We start from the raw sequence: 22,532 nt of genomic DNA, 5'->3' as shown, positions 1-22,532 counted from the left end.
AATAATCAAGTAAAACATGTCCCTCTTTGGGGGATTCAAAGGGCTCATGATTCAAATCAACCAACTATCAAAAAAATACAAAGGCGCCGAATTCTTTTCGGTTTCTGAGTTGGATTTGAATATTGAAGAAAAAGAAATTTTTGGATTGCTAGGTCCGAATGGAGCGGGAAAAACCACTTTGATTTCCATGCTTTGCTCATTAATTCAGCCCACTTCAGGTTCTTTTACCATAAACGGACTCACATTTCAAGAAAACAAAAAAGAGCTCAAACAACTCATCGGAATCGTTCCACAAGAGTACGCCCTTTACCCCTCTTTAACTGCTTTTGAGAATCTCTCTTACTTCGGAAGCACCTACAACCTGAAAGGTAAAATTCTAAAGGAAAAGATAAACGAACATCTTCAAACGCTAGGGTTATCAGAATTCGCCCATAAAAAAATCAACACGTTTTCTGGAGGCATGAAACGTCGCATCAATCTTATTGCAAGTATTTTGCACGAACCTAAAGTGCTATTTTTAGACGAACCAACCGTAGGTGTTGACGTGCAGTCTAAAAATGTGATTATTGAACATCTCAAGCAATTAAATGCTGCAGGTACTACAATGATTTACACTTCGCATCATTTAAACGAGGCAGAAGATTTTTGTTCACGCGTAGCCATCATCGATTCAGGTAAAATCATTACCAAAGGAAAACCGAAAGATTTGGTTGCATCATACGACGAGGCCAGAAATCTTGAAGATGTATTTTTAGCCATCACCGGAAAAGCCCTTCGCGACTATGCATAAGCTCTGGGCTTCAACATATAAAGAATTTTTGCTACTCACTCGTGATATTGGTGGTTTGGCTGTTCTTTTTCTGATGCCAATATTGTTAGTAATTACCATAACGACAATTCAAGACGGTACGTTCAAAATCATTAAGGAGACTAAGATTCCAGTTTTATGGGTGGACCAAGACAAGGGAGAAATTTCAAAAACCATTTACGACGGCTTAGCGAATTCGCAAACGCTAGACCTTATTGAAAATGCGTCTGAAGCAGATGCAAAAGATTTGGTCTTTAAAGGAGACTATCAATTGGCCATTATCATCCCTGAAAATCTTTCGAAGGATTTAACGCAAAAAGTCGATGAAAATGTCACCGGAATCATGGCTAAATTCGGTTTGGAAGAAGATAGCACTATCGCTGCCAAAACGCCTTTAGAACAAAAAGAAGTCCGACTTTACTTTGACCCTGCAACGCAATTTGCATTTAAAAGTTCCATCAAGAATGGTATTGACCAGATGATTGCCAAAGTAGAAACGCAGAGCATTTACAAGGCTTTTCAGGAACAAATAAGTGATGACCCAACCGAGGTCATTTTTGAAAAAGAACCTTTTATTTCCTTTAAAGAAATTGTTCCTGAAGGCAATGAAGAGGAACTGATTCCAAATTCGACACAGCACAATATTCCAGCTTGGACGCTCTTCGCCATCTTCTTTATCATTTTGCCTTTGTCTATCAATATGGTAAAAGAAAAGAACCAAGGTACTTTTGTCAGGTTGCGCACGAATCCGATTTCCTATGCAACTGTTTTAGGTGGTAAAACACTAGTTTACCTTTTTGTTTCATTACTGCAATTCGGATTAATGCTTTTGATTGGGGTATATCTCTTCCCTAGTATTGGCTTGCCAAAACTAGATGTCTCTGGAAAAATTCCATTACTATTTGTCGTGGCATTTTTTGCTGGTTTGGCAGCAATCGGTCTCGGACTATTACTAGGCACCATCGCCAAATCACAAGAACAGTCGGCCCCTTTCGGAGCGACCTTTGTAGTGATTCTCGCGGCATTGGGCGGAGTTTGGGTACCAGTATTTGCTATGCCTAGCTTTATGCAGACGCTTTCAAAGTTATCGCCAATGAATTGGGGACTAGAAGCCTTTTACGGTGTATTTTTAAGAAATGTTGGCTTCGGCGAACTCCTTCCTGAAATATCCTTGTTATTTTTGTTCTTTGTGGCAACAGCCGCAATAGCTATTGTTTATAACGAAAGAAAAAATGCCGTTTAGATGAAGAAGGAAATTAGTTTTACAAGTGACGTTCGTGTTCGATTTACAGAAACCGACCCTTTGGGTATCGTATGGCATGGTAACTATATTCAGTATTTCGAAGATGGTCGTGAAGCCTTTGGTCGTCATCATGGCATCTCTTATCTCGACCAAGAAAAACATAAATTCTCAACACCCATTGTAAAATCTAAGTGTGAACATAAGTTACCCTTGCGTTATGGCGATGTCGCTACGATTAAAACTACTTATGTTGATTCTGCTGCTGCAAAAATGATTTTTAAATATGAGATTCTCAATCCTGAGGGGAAAGTCGTTTGCACTGGGGAGACCGTCCAGGTTTTCGTAGAACTCTTCGGAGAAATGTCTTTGGAAATTCCTGATTTCTTTCGGGAATGGAAACAAAAAGTTGGTCTTTTAGATGCCTAAGGTCTACCTCTCATATAATAACATTGTTTCGTCCTACGGGTTTGATAGTGCTTCTGCAATCCAAAATATAAGCAATGAGGTTTCTGGATTGCAATTGGTTGATGATAAAAGCATTCTTCCCAATCCTTTTTATTCGTCTCGTATTCCACAAGAGGAACTTGAAGAGAAATACCAAGAATTGCATCCCAAAGAAAAACATACGAGACTTGAAAAGATGCTTTTGGTCTCTTTAGCAGATACGATTAAGCAGTCCGGACTTGAAATAAACCAAGGTGTCGGACTCATCATTTCCACCACAAAAGGAAATATTGATGTACTAGAAGCAGAGAGTAGTTTTCCTGAAGAACGGGCGTATTTAGCATCCCTAGGAGAAAAAATAAAATCCTTTTTTGGGTTTCAAAATGATGCCATTGTTTTATCCAATGCCTGCGTTTCAGGGGTACTAGCCCTAACCGTTGCCAAACGTTTTATCAACCAAAACACCTTTGACCATGTTTTTGTACTTGGTGGTGATTTGGTAACCGAGTTCATTCTTTCTGGCTTTAATGCTTTTCAAGCTTTGAGCAGCGAACCTTGCCGCCCCTATTGCAAAACACGAACAGGGATTAACATCGGAGAAGTCGCCGCAAGTGTTCTCGTAACCAAAGATTCCACCAAATTAGTTGATGAATCGGTTTCAATTATCGGAGAAGCATCCTGCAACGATGCCAATCATATTTCTGGTCCATCTAGAACGGGTGAGGGTTTGTATCGCAGTGTAGAATCAGCATTGAAACAGGCAGAATTAAGTCCCGAAGAAATCGATTACATATCAGCTCATGGCACGGCTACCAACTTCAATGATGAAATGGAAAGCATTGCCTTCAATCGGTCTGGTTTACAAAAAACTCCCCTTAATAGTCTCAAAGGCTATTTCGGTCATACCCTAGGTGCTTCCGGATTGTTAGAAACTATTATCGGAATGCATTCGCTACACCAAAATACCTTATATGCTTCACTTGGTTTTCAAGAACTTGGTGTTTCAGAGCCTTTACACATCATTGAAAAAACTGCTTCTAAAGAAATCAAGACCTTTTTGAAGACCGCCTCTGGCTTTGGGGGTTGTAATACGGCAGCCGTTTTTCAAAAAGTTAGCGAATAACTTCTTAAATTCGCGCAGCAAAATTGTAGAGAATTAAGGAAAGTAGAATGTCAAAAAAACCAATGAAGGCCTTTGACGCGTTGCAAGAGGCTCAAAAAATTGCCTTCGCCCCCTTTGTTTTTCAGACCACAGTATCGCTTCGGAATTTAGGAATATTTGACTTCATTTTTAACAATAATGTCAAAGGTGGTGTGACTATTGAAGAAATTTCTAAAGGGACTTCCGTAAGTGAATACGGACTTGGCGTGCTTTTAGAAATCGCAGAAAGTGCTGATATTGTTAGCAAAGACGAAGCTGGCAAATACGAACTTACAAAAATTGGATATTTTTTGAGCTATAATCAAATGACCTCAGCCAATATCAATTTCACTCAAGATATTTGTTATCAAGGTCTATACCATTTACAAGAAGCTATTCAAACGGGTAAGCCTTCGGGATTAAAAGAGCTAGGCGATTGGTCTACGATTTATGAGGGTCTTTCTCAATTGACGCCCAAAGAGCAAAAATCTTGGTTTGATTTTGACCACTACTATTCTGATGAAATATTCGAAGAAGCTTTGGAAACCGTTTTTGAAAATAAGCCCAAACTGCTTTACGACATCGGTGGAAACACCGGAAAGTTTGCCAACCTCTGCTGTACCTATGACGATGACGTTGCTGTCCATATTTTTGATTTACCCGGACAATTGTCAAAAGCTTTAGAGAACGCAAAAAACAAAGGATTCGAAAAACGAATTTCAGGTACTGAAATCGATTGGTTATCTGAAAATCCCACCATTCCTGTAGGTGCCGATACGATTTGGATGAGTCAGTTTCTCGATTGTTTTTCCAAAGAAGAAATTCTGAAAATATTAAAGGTTGCTGTGAATGCCATGGATGCCGATACAGAATTGATTATTATCGAAACTTATACGGATCGTCAGAAATATGGTAGTGCAAAACTAACCCTCGAGGCAACTTCGTTGTACTTTACAGCATTAGCAAACGGAAATAGTAAGATGTACACAGCTGAAGAGTTCAAAACTTTAGTTGAAGAAGCTGGCATGACTGTCGAAGCAGATAAAAAGGTAGGCGAATTCCATACGATGTTTGTTTGCAAAAAGAAATAGGTTCTATTGAATAACGACTATCACATACAACAGTATTGCCATGTTAGAAATAACGATATTTCTTTAGATGGCATTTCTTTGTACAGCGAGAAACATGATAGTTTTAAAGATTTTGCCAAAGCCACTTACAAGCATCTTGAAATTGACCATTCCAAGTTTTTCAAGATGGATAATTTGAGTAAACTCGCTTTTTTAGCTGCGGATGCTCTCCTAAATCAAGAAACTGAAAAGAACATAGGCCTTGTACTTTCAAACAAAGCCGCCAGCCTTGACACTGACCGGAAGCATCAAGAATCGATTAAAGATTATCCTAGTCCCGCTGTGTTTGTTTATACTCTTCCCAACATTTGCTTGGGTGAAATCAGTATCAAACATCAACTTTATTCAGAAAATGGCTTTTTTGTATTTGACAGTTTTAATGCGGAATCTTTACATACCTACGCCAATAGTTTATTGGATGAAGAAAAGTCAGAAAAGGTACTTTGCGGCTGGGTAAATTTTGACGATGGAAAATATGATGCATTTTTGTACGTTGTTGCTAAGAAAGGTACTTTTGTACATTCTGTAGCTGAAATAAACCGTTTATATTAGTTTTGTATTGAATCTTTTGTGTCGGTTAAGCCGCAGTTATTTTTTGTCAGGTCAAGACAAAAAATTATTGCATAGCAGCTACGAAATCATTTTTTAACGCAGAGATGGCAAAAAAGAACATGGCTTGGGCCGGCTAAGAAAGATTTAATAGAAAACAATACCCAATGAGCGAATTGAAATTAGAATTAAAAGAAAAAATAATAGAGCAATTGAACTTAGAAGATATTGCTATTGAAGAAATTGCTGATACCGACCCGCTTTTTGGAGAAGGACTTGGCCTTGATTCTATCGACGCATTAGAACTGATTGTGATGCTAGATAAAGACTACGGCATCAAATTGGCGGACCCTAAACAAGGGAGAACTATTTTCGAATCAATAGATTCTATGGCTGCTTATATTGAGGAGAATCGCAGTAGATAAAACTACTTCTAAAGATTTTTAAAGGGATGTTCTGCAACAGTAGAACATCCCTTTTAATTTTCCCTTAAAATCCTATTCGATATTCGTATTTTTGAATTGCAATTAGAATTCAGTCCAAAAAAGAAATGAGCAAAGGCGTTGCAATTACAGGTATGGGTATTATTTCTGCCATTGGAAACAATGTACAACAGAATTATAATTCCCTTATTTCTGGTAAAGCAGGAATTTCCAAAATAACCCACATCGAAACCATTCACGCCAATGAAATTATGGTGGGAGAGATTAAAACCACCAATGCTGAATTTGAAAAACAACTCGATTTACCCGAGAACAGCCATTCCCGCTCACCCATTTTAGGAATCATTGCTGCAAAAGAGGCACTAGCTCAAGCGGGCATTTCGGACATTAACGATTACAAAACCGGATTGATTTCTAGCACCACTGTAGGTGGTATGGACAAATCGGAACAGTATTTTCATGAGTATTTCGAAAGTAACAACAACTGGCAGCATATAAACGGACTTCATGCTGGTGATTCCACAAAAAAAATAGCAGATGCTATTGGATTAAAGGAAAGTTTTATGACCACTATTAGCACGGCCTGCTCCTCCGCTGCAAACGCAATAATGCTAGGCGCACGAATGATAAAGTCCGGAAAGTTAGACCGGGCTATTGTCGGTGGAACTGATGCCCTTTCAAAATTCACTATCAACGGATTCAAAACCTTGATGATTCTCTCCGATACATACAACACGCCTTTTGATGAAAATCGAAAAGGCCTAAATCTTGGTGAGGCTGGCGCTTTTTTGGTCTTAGAATCAGATAACATCATTGAAAAAGAAAATAGAGAAGTTCTAGCCTATGTAAAAGGCTATGGAAATGCCAATGACGCCTTTCATCAAACGGCCTCCTCAGAAAACGGTAACGGTGCTGTTTTAGCCATGGAGAAAGCTTTGAAAGTTGCAGGATTAAATCCTGTAGAGATTGATTATGTCAATGCACATGGTACGGCAACTCCCAATAATGATTTATCTGAAGGTAGAGCAATGCAACGCATTTTTGGCGAAGGAAAAGTACCAGAATTTAGTTCTACGAAAGCTTTTACAGGTCACACCTTAGCTGTTGCTGGTGGTGTTGAAGCCATATATTCAGTACTTGCTTTACAAAACAATCGCATCTATCCCAATTTGAATTTTAAAACTCCGATGAAAGAATTTGATTTGCTTCCACAAACGGAAGTCAAGGAAAAGGAGCTCAATCATATACTTTCGAATTCATTCGGCTTTGGTGGAAATTGTTCAACCCTTATAATTTCGAAGGAAGCATGAGCAAATCGGTTTACATCAATAGCGTAGGTTCGGTTTCCGTTCAAAAAACCTTTGATAATTCGGAGTTCTTGAATGAGATAACTACGTATAACGATACGGTGGCAAGTGTGGTCAATCCTGATTACAAAGCTTATATTCCCCCTGCTCAGGCGCGTCGAATGGCAAAGGGAATCAAGATGAGTACCGTGAGTTCTAAAACTGCTTTACAAGAGGCGGGATTAGAAAATGTGGATGCCATCATTGTCGGTACAGGACTGGGCTGTATAGGAGATTCTGTAAAATTTGTTCGTGATATCATAGACAACGATGAGCAGTTTTTGACACCTACCCGATTTATTCAGTCCTCTCATAATACCGTCTCTGGGCAAATTGCTTTGGGCATCGGTTGCAAAGGCTATAATTTCACCTATGTGCACGCTGCGATTTCCTTTGAATCTTCTTTGATAGATGCCAAAATGCAATTAGAGAATGATGAAGCTAAAAACATTTTGGTAGGTGGTGTAGATGAAATGGTAAAATACCATGTAGATACCCACCGGTTGATTGGTCATATCAAATCAGAACCTGCAGATTCAACAAAACTATTGACATCAGACACCAAAGGTTCTGTGATGGGAGAAGGTTCGCATTTCTTTGTGCTTTCCAATGAAAAACAAGAATCTACCTATGCGGAATTGGTTGCTGTTGAAACATACAACAGCATCACAAGAGACAATATTCCAAATAAAATAGAAGCCTTTTTAGAAGAGAATCATATGACTATCGAGGACCTTGATTTGGTTATTCTTGGGAATAATGGAGATGTCGATTTCGATGGATATTATGAAGGCCTAAACACCAATCTTTTCAAGGATAGACCTCAGGCATACTACAAACATTTGTCAACTGAGTTTGATACGGCATCAGGGTTTGCTTTTTGGTTGAGCGCTAAAATACTCAAGACGCAGACTATTCCTGAAGTAGTAAAGTTGAATGAAATAGAAGTATCAAACCCCCAAACAATATTAATTTACAATCAGTATCGAGGAGAAAACCATAGCCTCATGCTGCTTCGCAAATGTTAAGACGAGGACCTGTTAATAGCATAGCAGGCATTACATTGGCGCTCTTAACAATCTCTAGCTTCATTGTTGAAGTACCATGGTGGTCTTTTCTCTTCATCGTAATAGTTTGGTTCTTGATTACCTTATGTGGTTCTTTTTTTATTCGATGGAATTACCACCTGACTTCCCTACATTCCAATAAAAAAATTAACAAACAAGAAGTTGCTATTACTTTTGATGATGGACCACATCCAGAATTTACACCAAAGGCTTTGGACCTTCTAAAAAACTACAATGCAAAGGCCACTTTTTTCTGTATTGGGCAACAGGTTGAAAAACATCCTGAAATTTTAAAACGTATTCTTGCGGAAGGACATCTAGTAGGCAATCACACCTATTCACACTCTAAGTCCTTCGGATTTTTCAATACAGCCAAGGTTGTTTCCGAATTACTACAAACCAACCAAGTAATAAAGGATTTGACAGGAAAAGAAATGAAGCTCTACCGTCCCGCGTTTGCGGTTACAAACCCTATGATTGAAAGAGCTGTAAAACAACTCAAAGTCAGTTCAATAGGATGGAATGTACGTTCTTTAGACACCACTTCACGTTCTGAAAAGATGATTTTAAAACGTATTACTGGTACAGTCTCAAAAGGTGATGTGATTCTTTTACACGACACCAGTCAGAAGACCATCAATGTTTTGGAACAGTTATTGCTATTTTTGCAGGAGAAAAACCTAGAGTCGGTAACCATAGACCAGCTTTTGGAAATTGAGGCGTATGAATAAGAGGTTTCCATTCATTCCTGCAACTGCAGGAATCTACCTAACACTAATGCTGCTAATCGTTTGCGGCACAATCCTGAACGCCCAAACCAAAATGAGCACCTCAGAAGCATCAGCTATAAAAGCTGCAGTCAAAGCCCTTTCAGACAAAACAGAAACCATCACAGCTGATTTTGTGCAATACAAACATCTTGATTTTCTTTCCAAAGATATCGAGTCGAATGGAAAGCTGGCTTTCAAATCGCCTTCGATGGTGAAATGGGAATATGTAAAGCCATTTGCCTATTCCGTCCTCTTCAAAAACGAAACCCTTTTCATTAATGACAATGGCAATAAGAGCGATATGGATATGGGTTCGAATAAAATATTCAAGCAACTCAATCAGCTCATCACAGCAAGTATCAAAGGAGACATGTTCGATGCCTCGGAATTTGAGGTTTCCTATTTCAAAACGGATGGAAATAGCGAAGTCCATTTCAATCCGAAGGATAAACAGTTTGCCGAGTTCATCAAATCATTTCACATCACTTTCAACACGAAAGGTGAGGTGCAAGAAGTGAAAATGATTGAACCTTCCGATGATTATACACAGATTGTATTTAGCAATCGTACAACGAACCAACCTCTTTCTGATGCGGTATTTGCTCAGTAGTGCACTTTTGGTATTGTTCGTTTCTTGCGCTTCCTATCCGAAGAAAAATGGATTCACTGAGAGCGCAGAGCAACCTATTCAAAACCCTTATTTTTCAGATGCCTCAAAAGATTACGTTTACAAAGCAAACATAGAGGCTTTTGGAAATTCTTTAAGTGGAATTTTTATCGTCAAAAAACTCAGCGAAGACCATCATAGAATCGCTTTTACCACCGAAATGGGAAACAAAATCTTTGATTTTACGTTTCAAGAGGAAGATTTCAAGGTGAATCATATCCTAAAAAAGATGGATAAAAAAATTCTCATAAATGTCTTAAAAAATGATTTTAGAGTTTTGGTTGAAGAAAATCCATCCGTAGAAAAAGCATTTCAAAAAGATTCAGGTTCTATCTATGAAACTCAAATTGGAAACAAGAAATACTATCACTTTTTGTCCGAAGAAAAATTGAACAAAGTAGTCCGTGTAGGCAATGGAAAGGAAAAAGTAGAATTTACATTCTCAGAAATAAATGATAACATTGCACAACACATCCAAATCTTACATAAAAACATCAAGTTGAAAATCAGCTTAAAATCTATCTAACATGAAAAATTATAGCATCTTTTTCGTTTTTATTCTATTCTCATCTATTGCTTTTGCTCAAACTAAAAAGAGTTTTGGCTTGCGCCTAGGAATAAACTATTCGAATATTTCAAACACCGGTTTGGATGCCAGAATCGCTGGAAACGGAGCCTTCTTTTTTGAAGCACGTTTTTCAGACAAGTATGCTTTACAACCTGAATTAATGTTTTCAAGTCAAGGCGGAAAAGCTTCAAACGCAACTAACGAAGATTTGCGAATAGATTATTTATCAATTGGGCTAGCGAACAAGTTTTTTATCATTCCCAATGCAGGTTTGCATCTTTTAGCAGGGCCTAGTTTTGATATTGACTTTGAAAACAATCCCATCAAGTTAATCAATGGAAATAATGATTCGAACGTGACGCCCTTTGACCTTTCTGTATTTGCTGGTATTGGCTACGAGTTCCCTTTCGGACTCATACTCGAAGCGCGATACAAACAAGGACTCATAGAAATTGACCTTTTCGATTTTGATATTTTTTCAGATTCTACAGACAGGAATAGAGATGAAGCGTTTAATGGTACTTTTCAATATAGTATCGCTTATAAATTTTGATGTATGCTAATAGAAGGATTATATACCGTTCAATCACTTGAACAAAACGAACAAGAAGTAAATGCCAAAGTAAAATTGCATAAAGAACATGATGTTTTCAAAGGGCATTTTCCGGGTAATCCTATTATGCCAGGCGTTTGCATGCTTCAAATGATTAAAGAACTGACAGAACAGGTAACAGGTAAAGAACTGTTTTTATCTGTCGCTTCAAATGTGAAGTTTATGGCAAAAATCAATCCTGAAGAAAATGAAGTCATTGATTTGAGTCTGAAAATTTCTGAAGAAAATGACATCATCAAAGTAAAGAATGTAACTTCTTACGACCAAACTATTGCATTGAAGTTAAGTACGACTTTCAAAATAATGAATTGATATGCGTTTGTTGGTAGCACTTTTTCTAGTAGTCTCAACTTTCTGTTCTTCGCAGGAGTTAAAGGAATTACGCCTAGATTATCCGAAAGCAAATTTGGATGAAGTGGTTACAGATGAATTACATGAAAAGCTATCAGCGGTCTCAAAAGAAGATGATAAAACTTTAGTTGCCTTTCGGGGAGCTGTTACCACTTTAAAGGCAAAATTTGCTAAAGGCTTCAAAGACAAAAAGACCTATTTCAAAGAAGGCGCTCTACTTTTAGAATATGCCGTTGAGCAAGAATCCAACAATATTGAAATTCGATGTTTGCGTTTGGGAGTTCAAGAAAATGCGCCCAGAATAGTAGGCTATAAAAAGAATATTGAAGAAGACAAGCAATTTATACTTGACCACTACAAATCGTATACCGATGCAGATGTACGCAAATTTGTAAAAGGGTATGTGCTTCTTTCCGATGTCTTTACCGAAGCTGAAAAGCAATTGTTTTAGGGCTTACAATCCGTATCTTTGATACTGAATAAAGACCTATGTTTATAGGTGCTTTGAACAAAATTGCTAGTGCCGACCCAAACCCCAATCGTTCAAAATAGAATGGAGCAGCTGAAATGCTGTGTGCTTATTCCTACCTACAACAATCACAAAACTTTACAGAATGTACTAGAAGGTGTTCTAGAGTACACAAAAAGTATCATTGTTGTAAATGATGGCGCTACAGACTCCACTAGGGAAATTTTGGAAGGTTTTCCTGAAGTAAAACAAATTCATCTTCCTGAGAATAAAGGAAAAGGAAATGCTTTAAAAGTAGGATTCAAAAAAGCACTTGAACTTGGTTATGAATTTGCCATTACGATTGATTCAGACGGACAACATTTTCCTGAGGATATTACCGTTTTCCTTGATGCGTTAGAAGCAGAATCTACCAAAAATGTGCTCTATATTGGTTCTAGAAATATGAACCAAGATGATGTACCTGGCTCAAGTAGTTTTGGGAACAAATTCTCTAACTTTTGGTTTTGGTTTGAAACGGGAATTCGATTGAAAGATACGCAAAGTGGTTATCGCCTGTATCCCTTGAAAGAAATCGGAAAACTGAAATTGTATACACCGAAATTTGAATTAGAGATTGAAGTAATCGTAAAGGCTGCTTGGAACGGAACACTGGTAAAGAATATTCCTGTACAGATTTCGTACGATGATGAAGAACGTGTTTCGCATTTTAGGAAAGTTCCTGATTTTGCTCGTATTAGTGTTTTGAATACCTGGTTTGTACTCGTTGCACTTTTTTGGATAAAGCCACGCGATTTGTATCGCAAATTTCGAAAAAAAGGAATCCGAAAATTCCTGAAAGAAGATGTGCTACATAGTGGCGACTCTCCTAAAAAGAAAGCTTTATCAATTGCATTGGGCGTTCTTATCGGCTTATCCCCTATCTGGGGTTTTCATACCGTTACCGTGATTGCCTTAGCGGTTTTATTTAAGCTAAATAAGGTTATTGCATTTGCATTTTCTAATGTAAGTTTTCCTCCATTTATTCCATTCATTTTATATGCCAGCCTAAAGCTAGGTGCTTTAATTACTGGTGAGGAATTGGTCCTTTCTAGTGACGAGATGACAGAAAACCTTGGCTTCATAACACATTTAAAAACGTATATAATTGGTAGTATTTCTTTGGCAATAGTGGCTGCAAGTCTTTTTGCTATAATCGCTTACTTCGTTTTGAAAATTTTCGAAAGCAAAAAAATAGCCATAAACAATGGGTAACTTCTTTTACAAGACATACCTATTCATTCAAAAAAATAAGTGGACGAGCCTTCTTGCACTTCTGCTTCTTGTGACTTCCCTTGGCGGAATTGCTTCTCGCATTGAATTTGATGATGATATCACCGCACTCATTCCCGAAACCGAGGACTCGAGAAAAATTCAGGAAGTATTAAAATCCATTGCTTTTACTGACAAGGTTATCGTCAATATTCGTCGCGAGGGTGAAGGTTCTATTGACGACCTAACCAACTATGCTTCGGAACTTTTAGATAGCCTTGCTGCGACTGGTGACACCTTTATCAACAATGTTCAAGGCAAACTAAACGATGAAGATTTACCGAATACACTGAATTTGGTCTATGAGAACCTACCCTTGTTTTTAGAGGATACTGACTACGCCCAAATTGAAGCAAAACTATCTAAGGATAGCATTTCCAAAATCACGGCCCAGAACTATAAGACTTTAATTTCTCCTTCGGGAATTATCGCAAAAAAGACCATCCGAAAAGACCCATTAGGACTTTCTTTCATTGCCCTAAAAAAATTGCAACAACTAGGTATCGGAGATGATTTCAAACTCAAAAACGGTTTCCTTTTAGACAAATCTGAACAAAACATTTTGCTATTTCTAACACCAACTCATGGTTCACGGGAAACAGATAAAAATACGGCGCTTGCAAATAAATTATATTCACTTCAAGACCTATTAAACAGTTCGTACGAAGGAAAAATCGAAAGTGAATATTTCGGTGCTGCCTTAGTTGCTGCGGCCAATGCTGCTCAAATAAAACATGATATTCAATTTACGGTAAGCATTGCCATGACGCTGTTACTGGTCATTTTAATTATTTTCTATCGGAAGTTGACCACGCCCCTAATTTTATTTACACCAACCCTAATTGGAGGTATTTTGGCCATCGCTTTCTTATATATATTCCGGACTAAAATTTCAGCACTCTCGTTAGGTATCGGTTCTATTTTATTGGGAATAACTTTGGATTATTCCTTGCATATTTTGACCCATATTCGAAATGGAAATTCTCTTAAAAGCTTATACAAAGATGTTGCTCCTTCTATTCTGATGAGCAGTTTAACAACGGCCTCTGCCTTTTTATGTTTGCTATTTCTAGAATCTCAGGCATTACAAGATTTGGGAATTTTTGCCGCCATAAGTGTTTTCGGAGCCTCCGTATTTGCGCTTGTTTTCATTCCACAAGTATATTCGACCACGATTAATAGTGATGCAAAAAAAACATTCTTAGACCGCATTGCCAGCTACGACCTACATAAAAACAAATGGGCACTTGGAGTTTTAGCCTTGTTATTGGTGGGTAGTCTTTTCACCTACCGAACAGTTATATTCAATCAAGATATCGCAAAACTGAACTACGAGTCTGAAGTGCTTATCGCAGCTAGAGAACGTTTAGAAAAATTGACGGATATCGGTTCAAAGTCCATTTACCTCTCCACCTATGGTGAAAATCGAGAAGCAGTTTTACAACGCAATGATTCCCTTTTCACGAAACTTCAGCAGCTAAAAGCGAATGATGAAATTGTAAGTTATAGTTCCATTGGTGCTTTGGTGCGTTCAAATAAAAAACAAGCCTCTAAAATTGCAACATGGAATTCTTTTTGGAACGCAGAAAAAATCCGAAGTACAAAACAAAACCTCATCGAAAGTGGAAATAGTCTAGGCTTTAAAGAGAATACCTTTGGTCAATTTTATACCCTTCTTGAATCTGATTTTACCCCTTTAGACATCGCTGAATTGGATGTGGTTTCTTCCTTTGCTGTCGATGACTTTATTGTGACAGATTCTCTATCTACAACAATAACTTCTTTGATAAAAGTAGAAGATGAAAACTTCGAAAAGGCAAAGGAAGCTTTTGCAGGAACTCCCAAAACGCTTTTAATCAATCGCCAGCAAGTGAATGAGTCCTTTTTAGGAACGTTGAAAAACGATTTCAATAGGCTGATAACCTATTCCCTTTTGGTGGTCGTCTTAATTCTGTTTCTCTTCTACCGGAGTTTATCCTTGACTTTGATTACGGCCATCCCCATATTTCTGACTTGGCTGCTAACCATTGGCTTAATGGGAATTCTAAAAATCGAATTCAACATTTTCAACATCATCATTTGCAGCTTTATTTTCGGAGTCGGCATCGATTACTGCATTTTCATCACCAACGGATTACTAACCGAATACAGAACTGGTGAAAAAGCACTTTCAACGCATCGTACATCCATAATTTTATCCGTTATCACAACGATATTGGGTATTGGAGCTCTTGTATTTGCGAAACATCCGGTGTTGTATACTATTTCTGTAGTTTCCCTGATTGGGATTCTCTCCGCTGTTTTTGTTGCCTTTACGATTCAACCTCTGCTCTTCCGTTTGTTTTTGGGAGACGCCAATAAGCGGCCTATTTCACCAAGAGTACTTGTCCATTCCCTCCTATCATTTGCCTATTTTGATTTAGGAGGATTACTTCTTTCCGTATATGGATGGATAGTTTTGAAATTGAATCCGAAAGCGCATTTGAAAAAACAATTGGGACTTCATAAGTTAACTTCAAAGTTTATGAAATCGGTATTGTACACGAATCCGTTTGTTTCGAAGAAAATCCGAAATCCCCATAATGAAACTTTTGAAAAGCCAGCCATGCTTATCGCCAATCACACTTCCTTTTTGGATATTTTAGCCATGGGAATGTTGCATCCAAAGCTCATCTATTTGGTAAAAGACCATGTTTACAATTCCCCAATAATAGGAAGCGCAGCAAAATTGCATGGGGCTTATCCAGTTTCTGGAGGTATTGAGAACGGAGAAGCATTTTTAAAACAAAAAGTGGAACAAGGTTTCTCTATAATCGCTTTCCCAGAAGGCGCTCGTTCTACAAGCAACAAAATCAATCGCTTTCATAAAGGTGCTTTTTATCTAGCTGAAAAATTGAAGTTAGATATTCTTCCCGTTATGATTCATGGAGGTTCTGAAGTATCCCCAAAAAATAGTTTTATTATCAGGGATGGTGATTTTTCGGTTGAAATTTTGCCCAGAATAGAAGCTGGCGACGTATCCTATGGAAAAACCTATAGCGAACGCCCAAAACAAATCGGTCAATATTTCAGAGGGGAGTTTCGAAAATTTCGAATGAGATTAGAAGGCAAAACCTATTGGCATAGCCTGCTTTTGCAAAACTATCGCCACAAGGGTTTTGAGCTTTACAAAACAGTAAAAGCTGATTTAAAAGATAATGCAGATAACTATAGAATTCTTTTAGAATACATAGGCGAGAAGGATAAAATTATACACCTTTCTAAGGACCAGGGCCAACTTGATTTACTTTTGGCACTGGATTCCATCGATAGAAAAATTTACAATTATTTAGAAAATGATAAGGCAAGGTCTATTCTAAAAAACAATTATTTAACGCATCAGTATAGTAAAATTACGGTAGTCGATTCTGTAAATGAGGCATTTGAAAATCAAGCAAACGTGCTTATTTTGAATCTTGATTCCATTGACTTGGAGTTACTCGAAAGTAACTTAAAAGATGAAATGAGTATCTTGATATTTCTTAAATCTGGTAACACAGATATAGATAAGCATTTTGTAAAAAATGGTTTTTCCATAGACAAACAAACAGATAATTTAACCATATTAACACGATAGTATTCCGAAATGAAAGACCATTATGACATCGTAATCATCGGAAGCGGAATGGCAGGTTTAGTAGCCGCGAACATCATGGCGCGTGAAGGAAAAAGTGTTTGTGTATTGGAAAAGAACAACCAATATGGTGGTAATCTGCAGACCTTTGTACGTGAGCGCACCATTTTCGACACTGGTGTTCACTATCTAGGTGGACTCTCAAAAGGTCAAAATCTCTATCGCTATTTTGAGTATCTCAATATTCTCGATGGACTGCATTTCAAACAACTTAACGAAGACGGCTTTGATATCATCACTTTTGATGATGATGAAATCGAATATCCTCATGCTCAAGGTTATGAGAATTTCGCTAAAAGTTTGACCCAACAATTTCCAGAAGAGAAAAAGGCAATTGTTTCATACTGTAAAAAGCTTCGCGAAATATGTGACGAGTTTCCCTTATACAATCTGCAAGTTGGAAAGCCTTATCAAAACAATGCTGAAATTTTCCAGCAGACTGCAAAGGAATATATCGCATCACTTACTGAAAATAAAAAGCTACGTTCAGTTTTAGCAGGTTCGAACTTGCTCTATGCAGGTGACCCAGATAAAACTCCCCTTTATGTGCATGCTTTGTCCTGCAATTCGTATATCGAAAGTGCCTACCGCTGTGCGGATGGGGGAAGTCAGATTACCAAGTTGCTTATCCGTAGGTTAAAAGAAAACGGTGGTGAAGCCTATAAACATCAAGAAGTAGTTGATTTCACCTGCGAAGACAAAAAAATAACTTCGGTGACCACCAAAAAAGGAGATATCATCAAAGGAGCCATTTTCATCTCAAACATAGAACCCAAAACTACATTGAAAATGGTTGGTGCGGAACACTTTCGAAAATCATACAATAGTCGTATTCAAGACTTAGAAAGTACGATTTCCGCTTTTAGCATTCATGTAGTTCTAAAACCAAAAACCTTCCCATATCTCAACAAAAACTATTATCATTTTAAAGATGCTTCCAGAGTTTGGCAAGGTCATGAATATACTGAAGAAAGTTGGCCTGAAACCTATATGGTTTCAATGGGGGTTCGCAAAAATCAAAATGAATGGGGAGACCAATTAACGGCAATTACCTATATGCATTACAGTGAAGTGGCCCAATGGCAAGACACTTTTAATACAGTTGCAAACAAAAATGATAGAGGTCAAACCTATGAGCAATTCAAAGAGGCAAAGACCGAAGTTTTCCTTAGGGAATTGGAAAAGAAGTTTCCGAATATCCGGGAATGCATTCAATCCGTATATACCTCAACACCTTTATCATACCGTGATTATATTGGGTGTAATCAAGGTTCGATGTATGGTTATGTAAAGGATGTGAATAATCCGCTTTTGTCATTTATATCACCACGGACTAAGATTCCAAATTTGTATTTTACAGGACAAAGTTTGAATATGCATGGAATTTTAGGTGTGACCATTAGCGGAGTCGTCACCTGCTCAGAAATTCTAGGAGGAGAATATTTAGTCAACAAAATTTTAGCAACCGAAACAGTGGACAATTCATAATATACATGTGTCATGAGTCAATTTAAAACTACTCCCGTACCCCGTGTAAAAAATATTTCAAAGGCTGATTTTATTGAACAGTATTACAAGCCGCAAAAGCCTGTTCTCATTGAAGATTTAACCAAGAACTGGCCCGCTTATGAAAAATGGACCTTAGACTATATACAAGAACGTTCAGGTGACCAGATTGTTCCTTTGTATAATAATGAACCTGCTAAGGACAAAGAGAGTGTTTATGCTCCTAAAAAGGAGATGAAACTACATGACTATATCGAAATACTCAAAACGCAACCTACCGATTTACGGATTTTCTTTTATGAACTATTGAAGAAAATGCCCAGCTTACTGGAAGATTTCGAGTACCCCGATATCGGACTCAAATTCTTTAAAAAACTTCCTGCTTTGTTCTTCGGTGGAGGAGAATCAAAGGTTTTCATGCACTATGACATTGACTTACCCGACAGCATGCACTTTCATTTTGATGGACATAAAAGTGTGACCCTATTTTCTCCCGAACAAACAAAATATTTGTATCGCGTGCCATATTCCATACATAACCTAGAATCGATTGATATGGATAATCCTGATTTTGAGAAGTATCCCGCTTTACAATATGCAGAAGGAATTCAAGCAGATATGAAACATGGTGACGCCCTTTATATGCCCAGTGGTTATTGGCACTACATCAAATATTTAGATGGCGGATTCTCTATGACCTTACGTGCATTACCCCGAAGTCCGAAGCGATTTTTAAATATGCTTTCGAATGTGGTAGTCATGCGTAATTTCGATAATTTTACGCGCAAGTACTGGGGCCAAAAATGGTTAGATTATAAGGATGAATTGGCCATTAAACGCACAGAGAAAAATTTAAAGCATACCTAAAAGGTCATGCTGAACGCAAACATGAAAATAAAAGGAGTTATAAAAATCTTTTCCTACTTAGGATTACTCCTACTCCTCGCCTCATGTGGTGTTTCCAAAGGGCTTGAAGACCGTCCCGATGTCACCAAATATGATGTAACCCTGCCCGAGCGAACTAAGATTTCAGACTCCACCTATTCCATCGGCAATAACTTTCTAACTAAAAATGAACAAGGCTTATGGGAAATGCATGTAAAAGGCAATCCCATGGAACTTGGTTTATATCAAGGAGCTTTGAGCCAAGAACTCTTTAATCAGCAAGAAGCTGTTTTCTTGAAAAAGATTGATGAATTGGTTCCATCGAAAGGATATCAAAATATTCTGCGAAAGTTCTTGGCCTGGTTCAATCGTAAAGTGTATTTGCATATTGATGAGCAATACAAAACTGAGATTTATGGCATCTCGCAATATGCTTCTCCCAACTATGATTATATAGCAGAGGAATATCCACGTGTACTTTATTTTCATGGGGCGCATGATATTGGCCATGCTTTACAAGATTTGGCTTTAGTGGGCTGTTCTTCGTTTGCTTCTTGGGGAGAAAACACCAAAGATGGTAAACTCTTAATTGGACGAAATTTTGATTTCTATGCAGGAGACGATTTCGCAAAAAATAAAATCATCGCTTTTATTGAGCCTGAGGATGGACATAAATTTATGTCCGTCACATGGGGAGGAATGATTGGCGTTGTCTCTGGAATGAACGACCAAGGATTGACCGTTACAATTAACGCTGGAAAATCACAATTTCCTTTAGTGGCTAAAACTCCGGTTTCTCTGGTTACTCGGGAGATTTTACAGTATGCTTCAACTATAGAAGAAGCCATTGCCATTGCCAAAAAAAGGGAAGTCTTTGTATCGGAATCTATTTTTGTGGGAAGTGCCAAGGATAAAAAAGCGGCTGTGATTGAAGTGTCTCCAAAAAACTTCGGAGTGTATGAAGTCCCGAATTCTAGCAATCAACTGATTTGTTCGAATCACTTTCAAAGTGCCGCTTACGCGGATGATGAAAAAAACCAGAACCATATTCTAGAAAGTCATTCGCAATACCGATATGAGCGCATGGAAGAGTTATTAGAAGAAACCGAAAAAGTGACTCCTAAGAAAGTGGTCGACATTCTACGAAATCGGGAAGGATTAGAAGAAGACAAAATTGGATATGGAAACGAAAAAGCGCTCAACCAAATGTTGGCGCATCACGGAATTGTTTTTCAACCAGAAGATTTATTGGTCTGGGTTTCTGGCAGCCCGTATCAAATGGGTGAATTTGTTGCCTATGATTTGAATGAAGTTTTTAAGGATGGAACTAAAGGAAATAACTCGGTTGCTAAAGCAGAATTAAATATTGCTAAGGATCCTTTTTTACAAACGGAAGCCTATCAAAACTATGAACGGTATCGTTCGCTGCGTGATGAAATTCAAAAAGCCATTTCCGAAGAAACCCATTTGGAACAAGAATTACTTTCAGAATTTACAACACTGAATCCGAATTTTTGGGAAGCTCATTATTTAGTGGGCAAATACAATCTGGATAAAGGTTATGACCTACTTGCCTTACGAGCATTTGTAGAAGCAGAGACTAAGGAAATTACTACTTTACCAGACAGAGAAGCGATAGAAAAACACATTAAGAAATTGAAACGTAGCTTAGGCAAATGATTCCAGAAATAGAGAAAGCAACCTCCGAAGAAATTAAGGCTTTTCAAGAAGACAAGTTGAAAGAACTCCTCAAGTATGTCAATGAAAATTCTCCCTATTACCGACGTGTTTTTCGAAACTATAAAATCCATCCTTCTGATATTAATTCTATAGAAGATTTAGCCAAACTTCCAGTTACCACAAAGGAAGATTTGCAACAATACAATGATGATTTTTTTTGTGTTCCGAAGTCAAAAATTATTGACTTTGTAACTACTTCAGGCACCTTGGGTGAACCCGTAACAGTTGGTTTAACCGATAAAGATTTAGACCGTTTGGCTTATAATGAAGCCATTTCTTTCGCCTGTGCGGGAGTTCAAGAAGAAGATATCTTACAGCTCACAACAACTATGGACCGTCGTTTTATGGCGGGACTTGCCTATTTCTTAGGAGTACGAAAACTAGGCGCAGGAATTATTCGTGTTGGTGCAGGAATCCCAGAATTGCAATGGGATAGTATACTAAAATTCAAACCGACGTACCTCATCGTGGTACCTTCCTTCTTGTTGAAATTAATTCAATATGCAGAAGCCAATACTATTGATATAAATTCCTCTGGAATAAAAGGAGCTATCTGCATCGGAGAATCCCTTCGTAATCAAGATTTTTCACTTAATATTTTAGCTAAAAAGATAAAAGCGAAATGGGATATTGAATTGTACTCCACTTATGCTTCCACTGAAATGAGCACTGCATTTACGGAATGCTCCGAACAACAAGGAGGACATCAACACCCCGAATTGATTATTGTGGAAATCTTAGATGAGGATAATCAACCTGTTTCGGATGGTGAAGAAGGAGAATTAGTGATTACCACTTTGGGCGTTGAAGCGATGCCCTTGCTCCGTTTTAAAACTGGTGATATTGTTGCCGGACATACCGACTCTTGTAATTGTGGAAGAAACACCCTCCGCCTAGGTCCTTTAGTGGGTCGTAAAAAGCAAATGATAAAATATAAAGGCACCACCCTTTATCCCCCGGCTATGGATAATCTTTTGAATGATTTTACAGAGGTTAAAGGTCATGTCGTCGAAATCTATCACAACGAAATAGGAACAGATGAAATCTTAATAAAAATATTTGCTCCAAAAGCTTCAGATAGATTGCTTTCAAAAATCAGAGACCATTTTCGTTCAAAGTTACGGGTGAGTCCGGCTATTGAAATCTGTTCACGTGAAGAAATTCAAAAACTACAAAGTTCGAAATTAGGTAGAAAGCCAGTTGGGGTTATTGATAAGAGGTGAAAAATAAACGTCTTTGCGAGGAAGCATGAAGTGAGCTTAACTCAGAGAATAAAGTTCAAAGCGACGAAGCAATCTGTTGAAATCGAGTCCCTAAGTGACAGATTACTTCGTCACCATAACCATCCTATCGAAATTTCGAAATCCGTTTGGTTCCTCGTAAAGACGTTCTAAATTCAACTAGTCAAAACAGAACAACCATCCATCTGATAAATCGTTCCAATTTGGATTTTCAGAATTGATTAATCTCTCTTTACGTTTTCTATTTCCTGCTTTTATCTGTTTCTCCCTTGAAATAGCCTGATTTATATCATTAAATTCTTCAAAATACACTAGTTTATCACAGTTGTATTTTGAAGTGAACCCTTTGAACGCTTTCGTTTTATATTGATAAACTCGTTTGACCAAATCACTTGTTACCCCAATATAAAGCACCGTGTTATTTTTGTTAGTCATAAAGTATACAAATGAATTTTTCATGGCACTTCTTTTACGTCTTTGCGAGGAGCTAGGACGAGTTTCATTCATTTCTCAATATTCAAAGCGACGTGGCAATCTGTTGAAAACGTGTTCCTAGCCTACAGATTA

At 37.8% G+C, this 22,532-nt stretch carries 22 protein-coding genes; 21 read left to right on the top strand and 1 reads right to left on the bottom strand.

Annotated features, from left to right (window positions below):
* Window positions 1-46 precede the first annotated feature (46 nt).
* The 21 genes from ACKWCD_RS09255 to flxY all read left to right on the top strand — a co-directional run bounded on the left by ACKWCD_RS09255 (window position 47) and on the right by flxY (window position 21,947).
* Complete coding sequence (locus tag ACKWCD_RS09255; RefSeq protein ID WP_413983658.1) at window positions 47-790, top strand: ABC transporter ATP-binding protein; 744 nt, start codon at window positions 47-49, stop codon at window positions 788-790.
* The gene (locus ACKWCD_RS09250; protein WP_413983657.1) at window positions 783-2,051 is read left to right on the top strand and encodes an ABC transporter permease; all 1,269 of its coding nucleotides are present in this window, start codon (window positions 783-785) and stop codon (window positions 2,049-2,051) included. The genes ACKWCD_RS09255 and ACKWCD_RS09250 overlap by 8 nt, the downstream gene beginning before the upstream one ends.
* On the top strand, window positions 2,052-2,477 hold the full coding sequence (locus ACKWCD_RS09245) for an acyl-CoA thioesterase (protein ID WP_413983656.1): 426 nt from the start codon (window positions 2,052-2,054) through the stop codon (window positions 2,475-2,477).
* Window positions 2,470-3,618, top strand: coding sequence for a beta-ketoacyl-[acyl-carrier-protein] synthase family protein (locus tag ACKWCD_RS09240; RefSeq protein ID WP_413983655.1), 1,149 nt, complete (start codon window positions 2,470-2,472; stop codon window positions 3,616-3,618). Before ACKWCD_RS09245 ends, ACKWCD_RS09240 begins: the two co-directional genes overlap by 8 nt.
* Before the next feature lie 47 nt (window positions 3,619-3,665).
* Window positions 3,666-4,727 (top strand): methyltransferase, encoded by a 1,062-nt coding sequence (locus tag ACKWCD_RS09235; protein ID WP_413983654.1) that lies wholly within the window; start codon window positions 3,666-3,668, stop codon window positions 4,725-4,727.
* 6 nt (window positions 4,728-4,733) lie between these two features.
* Window positions 4,734-5,318 (top strand): 3-oxoacyl-ACP synthase, encoded by a 585-nt coding sequence (locus tag ACKWCD_RS09230; protein WP_413983653.1) that lies wholly within the window; start codon window positions 4,734-4,736, stop codon window positions 5,316-5,318.
* 164 nt (window positions 5,319-5,482) lie between these two features.
* A complete protein-coding gene (locus ACKWCD_RS09225) occupies window positions 5,483-5,740 on the top strand; it encodes a phosphopantetheine-binding protein (protein ID WP_138656458.1) in 258 nt (85 codons plus the stop codon).
* A gap of 125 nt (window positions 5,741-5,865) precedes the next feature.
* Window positions 5,866-7,068 (top strand): beta-ketoacyl-[acyl-carrier-protein] synthase family protein, encoded by a 1,203-nt coding sequence (locus ACKWCD_RS09220; protein ID WP_413983652.1) that lies wholly within the window; start codon window positions 5,866-5,868, stop codon window positions 7,066-7,068.
* Entirely contained in the window at window positions 7,065-8,132 is a 1,068-nt protein-coding gene (locus tag ACKWCD_RS09215) for a beta-ketoacyl synthase N-terminal-like domain-containing protein (RefSeq protein ID WP_413983651.1), read from the top strand. Before ACKWCD_RS09220 ends, ACKWCD_RS09215 begins: the two co-directional genes overlap by 4 nt.
* Complete coding sequence (locus ACKWCD_RS09210) at window positions 8,126-8,902, top strand: polysaccharide deacetylase family protein (RefSeq protein ID WP_413983650.1); 777 nt, start codon at window positions 8,126-8,128, stop codon at window positions 8,900-8,902. The genes ACKWCD_RS09215 and ACKWCD_RS09210 overlap by 7 nt, the downstream gene beginning before the upstream one ends.
* Window positions 8,903-8,948: 46 nt before the next feature.
* Window positions 8,949-9,551, top strand: coding sequence for a flexirubin biosynthesis protein LolA2 (lolA2, locus tag ACKWCD_RS09205; RefSeq protein WP_462037325.1), 603 nt, complete (start codon window positions 8,949-8,951; stop codon window positions 9,549-9,551).
* The gene (gene lolB2 / locus ACKWCD_RS09200) at window positions 9,532-10,134 is read left to right on the top strand and encodes a flexirubin biosynthesis protein LolB2 (protein ID WP_413983648.1); all 603 of its coding nucleotides are present in this window, start codon (window positions 9,532-9,534) and stop codon (window positions 10,132-10,134) included. Before lolA2 ends, lolB2 begins: the two co-directional genes overlap by 20 nt.
* Before the next feature lies 1 nt (window position 10,135).
* Window positions 10,136-10,729 carry a porin family protein gene (locus tag ACKWCD_RS09195; protein WP_413983647.1) on the top strand — a complete coding sequence of 198 codons (594 nt, stop codon included), beginning with the start codon at window positions 10,136-10,138 and terminating at the stop codon, window positions 10,727-10,729.
* A gap of 3 nt (window positions 10,730-10,732) precedes the next feature.
* Window positions 10,733-11,101, top strand: a complete 369-nt coding sequence (locus ACKWCD_RS09190; RefSeq protein WP_413983646.1) for a 3-hydroxyacyl-ACP dehydratase — start codon at window positions 10,733-10,735, stop codon at window positions 11,099-11,101.
* Window position 11,102: 1 nt separating this feature from the next.
* Window positions 11,103-11,591, top strand: a complete 489-nt coding sequence (locus tag ACKWCD_RS09185; RefSeq protein ID WP_413983645.1) for a hypothetical protein — start codon at window positions 11,103-11,105, stop codon at window positions 11,589-11,591.
* A 102-nt stretch (window positions 11,592-11,693) separates the two neighbouring features.
* Window positions 11,694-12,863, top strand: a complete 1,170-nt coding sequence (locus ACKWCD_RS09180; protein WP_413983644.1) for a DUF2062 domain-containing protein — start codon at window positions 11,694-11,696, stop codon at window positions 12,861-12,863.
* Complete coding sequence (locus tag ACKWCD_RS09175; RefSeq protein WP_413983643.1) at window positions 12,856-16,536, top strand: MMPL family transporter; 3,681 nt, start codon at window positions 12,856-12,858, stop codon at window positions 16,534-16,536. The genes ACKWCD_RS09180 and ACKWCD_RS09175 overlap by 8 nt, the downstream gene beginning before the upstream one ends.
* A gap of 9 nt (window positions 16,537-16,545) precedes the next feature.
* Window positions 16,546-18,081, top strand: a complete 1,536-nt coding sequence (locus ACKWCD_RS09170; RefSeq protein ID WP_413983642.1) for a phytoene desaturase family protein — start codon at window positions 16,546-16,548, stop codon at window positions 18,079-18,081.
* 12 nt (window positions 18,082-18,093) lie between these two features.
* Entirely contained in the window at window positions 18,094-18,966 is an 873-nt protein-coding gene (locus ACKWCD_RS09165) for a cupin-like domain-containing protein (RefSeq protein WP_413983641.1), read from the top strand.
* Window positions 18,967-18,972: 6 nt separating this feature from the next.
* Complete coding sequence (locus tag ACKWCD_RS09160) at window positions 18,973-20,664, top strand: C45 family autoproteolytic acyltransferase/hydolase (RefSeq protein WP_413983640.1); 1,692 nt, start codon at window positions 18,973-18,975, stop codon at window positions 20,662-20,664.
* Window positions 20,661-21,947 (top strand): flexirubin biosynthesis putative acyl-CoA ligase FlxY, encoded by a 1,287-nt coding sequence (gene flxY, locus ACKWCD_RS09155; RefSeq protein WP_413983639.1) that lies wholly within the window; start codon window positions 20,661-20,663, stop codon window positions 21,945-21,947. The genes ACKWCD_RS09160 and flxY overlap by 4 nt, the downstream gene beginning before the upstream one ends.
* A gap of 177 nt (window positions 21,948-22,124) precedes the next feature.
* Here the strand turns inward: flxY and ACKWCD_RS09150 are convergent, their stop codons facing one another.
* The gene (locus ACKWCD_RS09150; RefSeq protein WP_413983638.1) at window positions 22,125-22,424 is read right to left on the bottom strand and encodes a GIY-YIG nuclease family protein; all 300 of its coding nucleotides are present in this window, start codon (window positions 22,422-22,424) and stop codon (window positions 22,125-22,127) included.
* Window positions 22,425-22,532: the final 108 nt, after the last annotated feature.

The organism is Maribacter taeanensis (assembly GCF_047345145.1).
Taxonomy (GTDB): Bacteria; Bacteroidota; Bacteroidia; order Flavobacteriales; family Flavobacteriaceae; genus Maribacter_C.
This window is presented reverse-complemented; position numbering and strand designations above follow the sequence as displayed.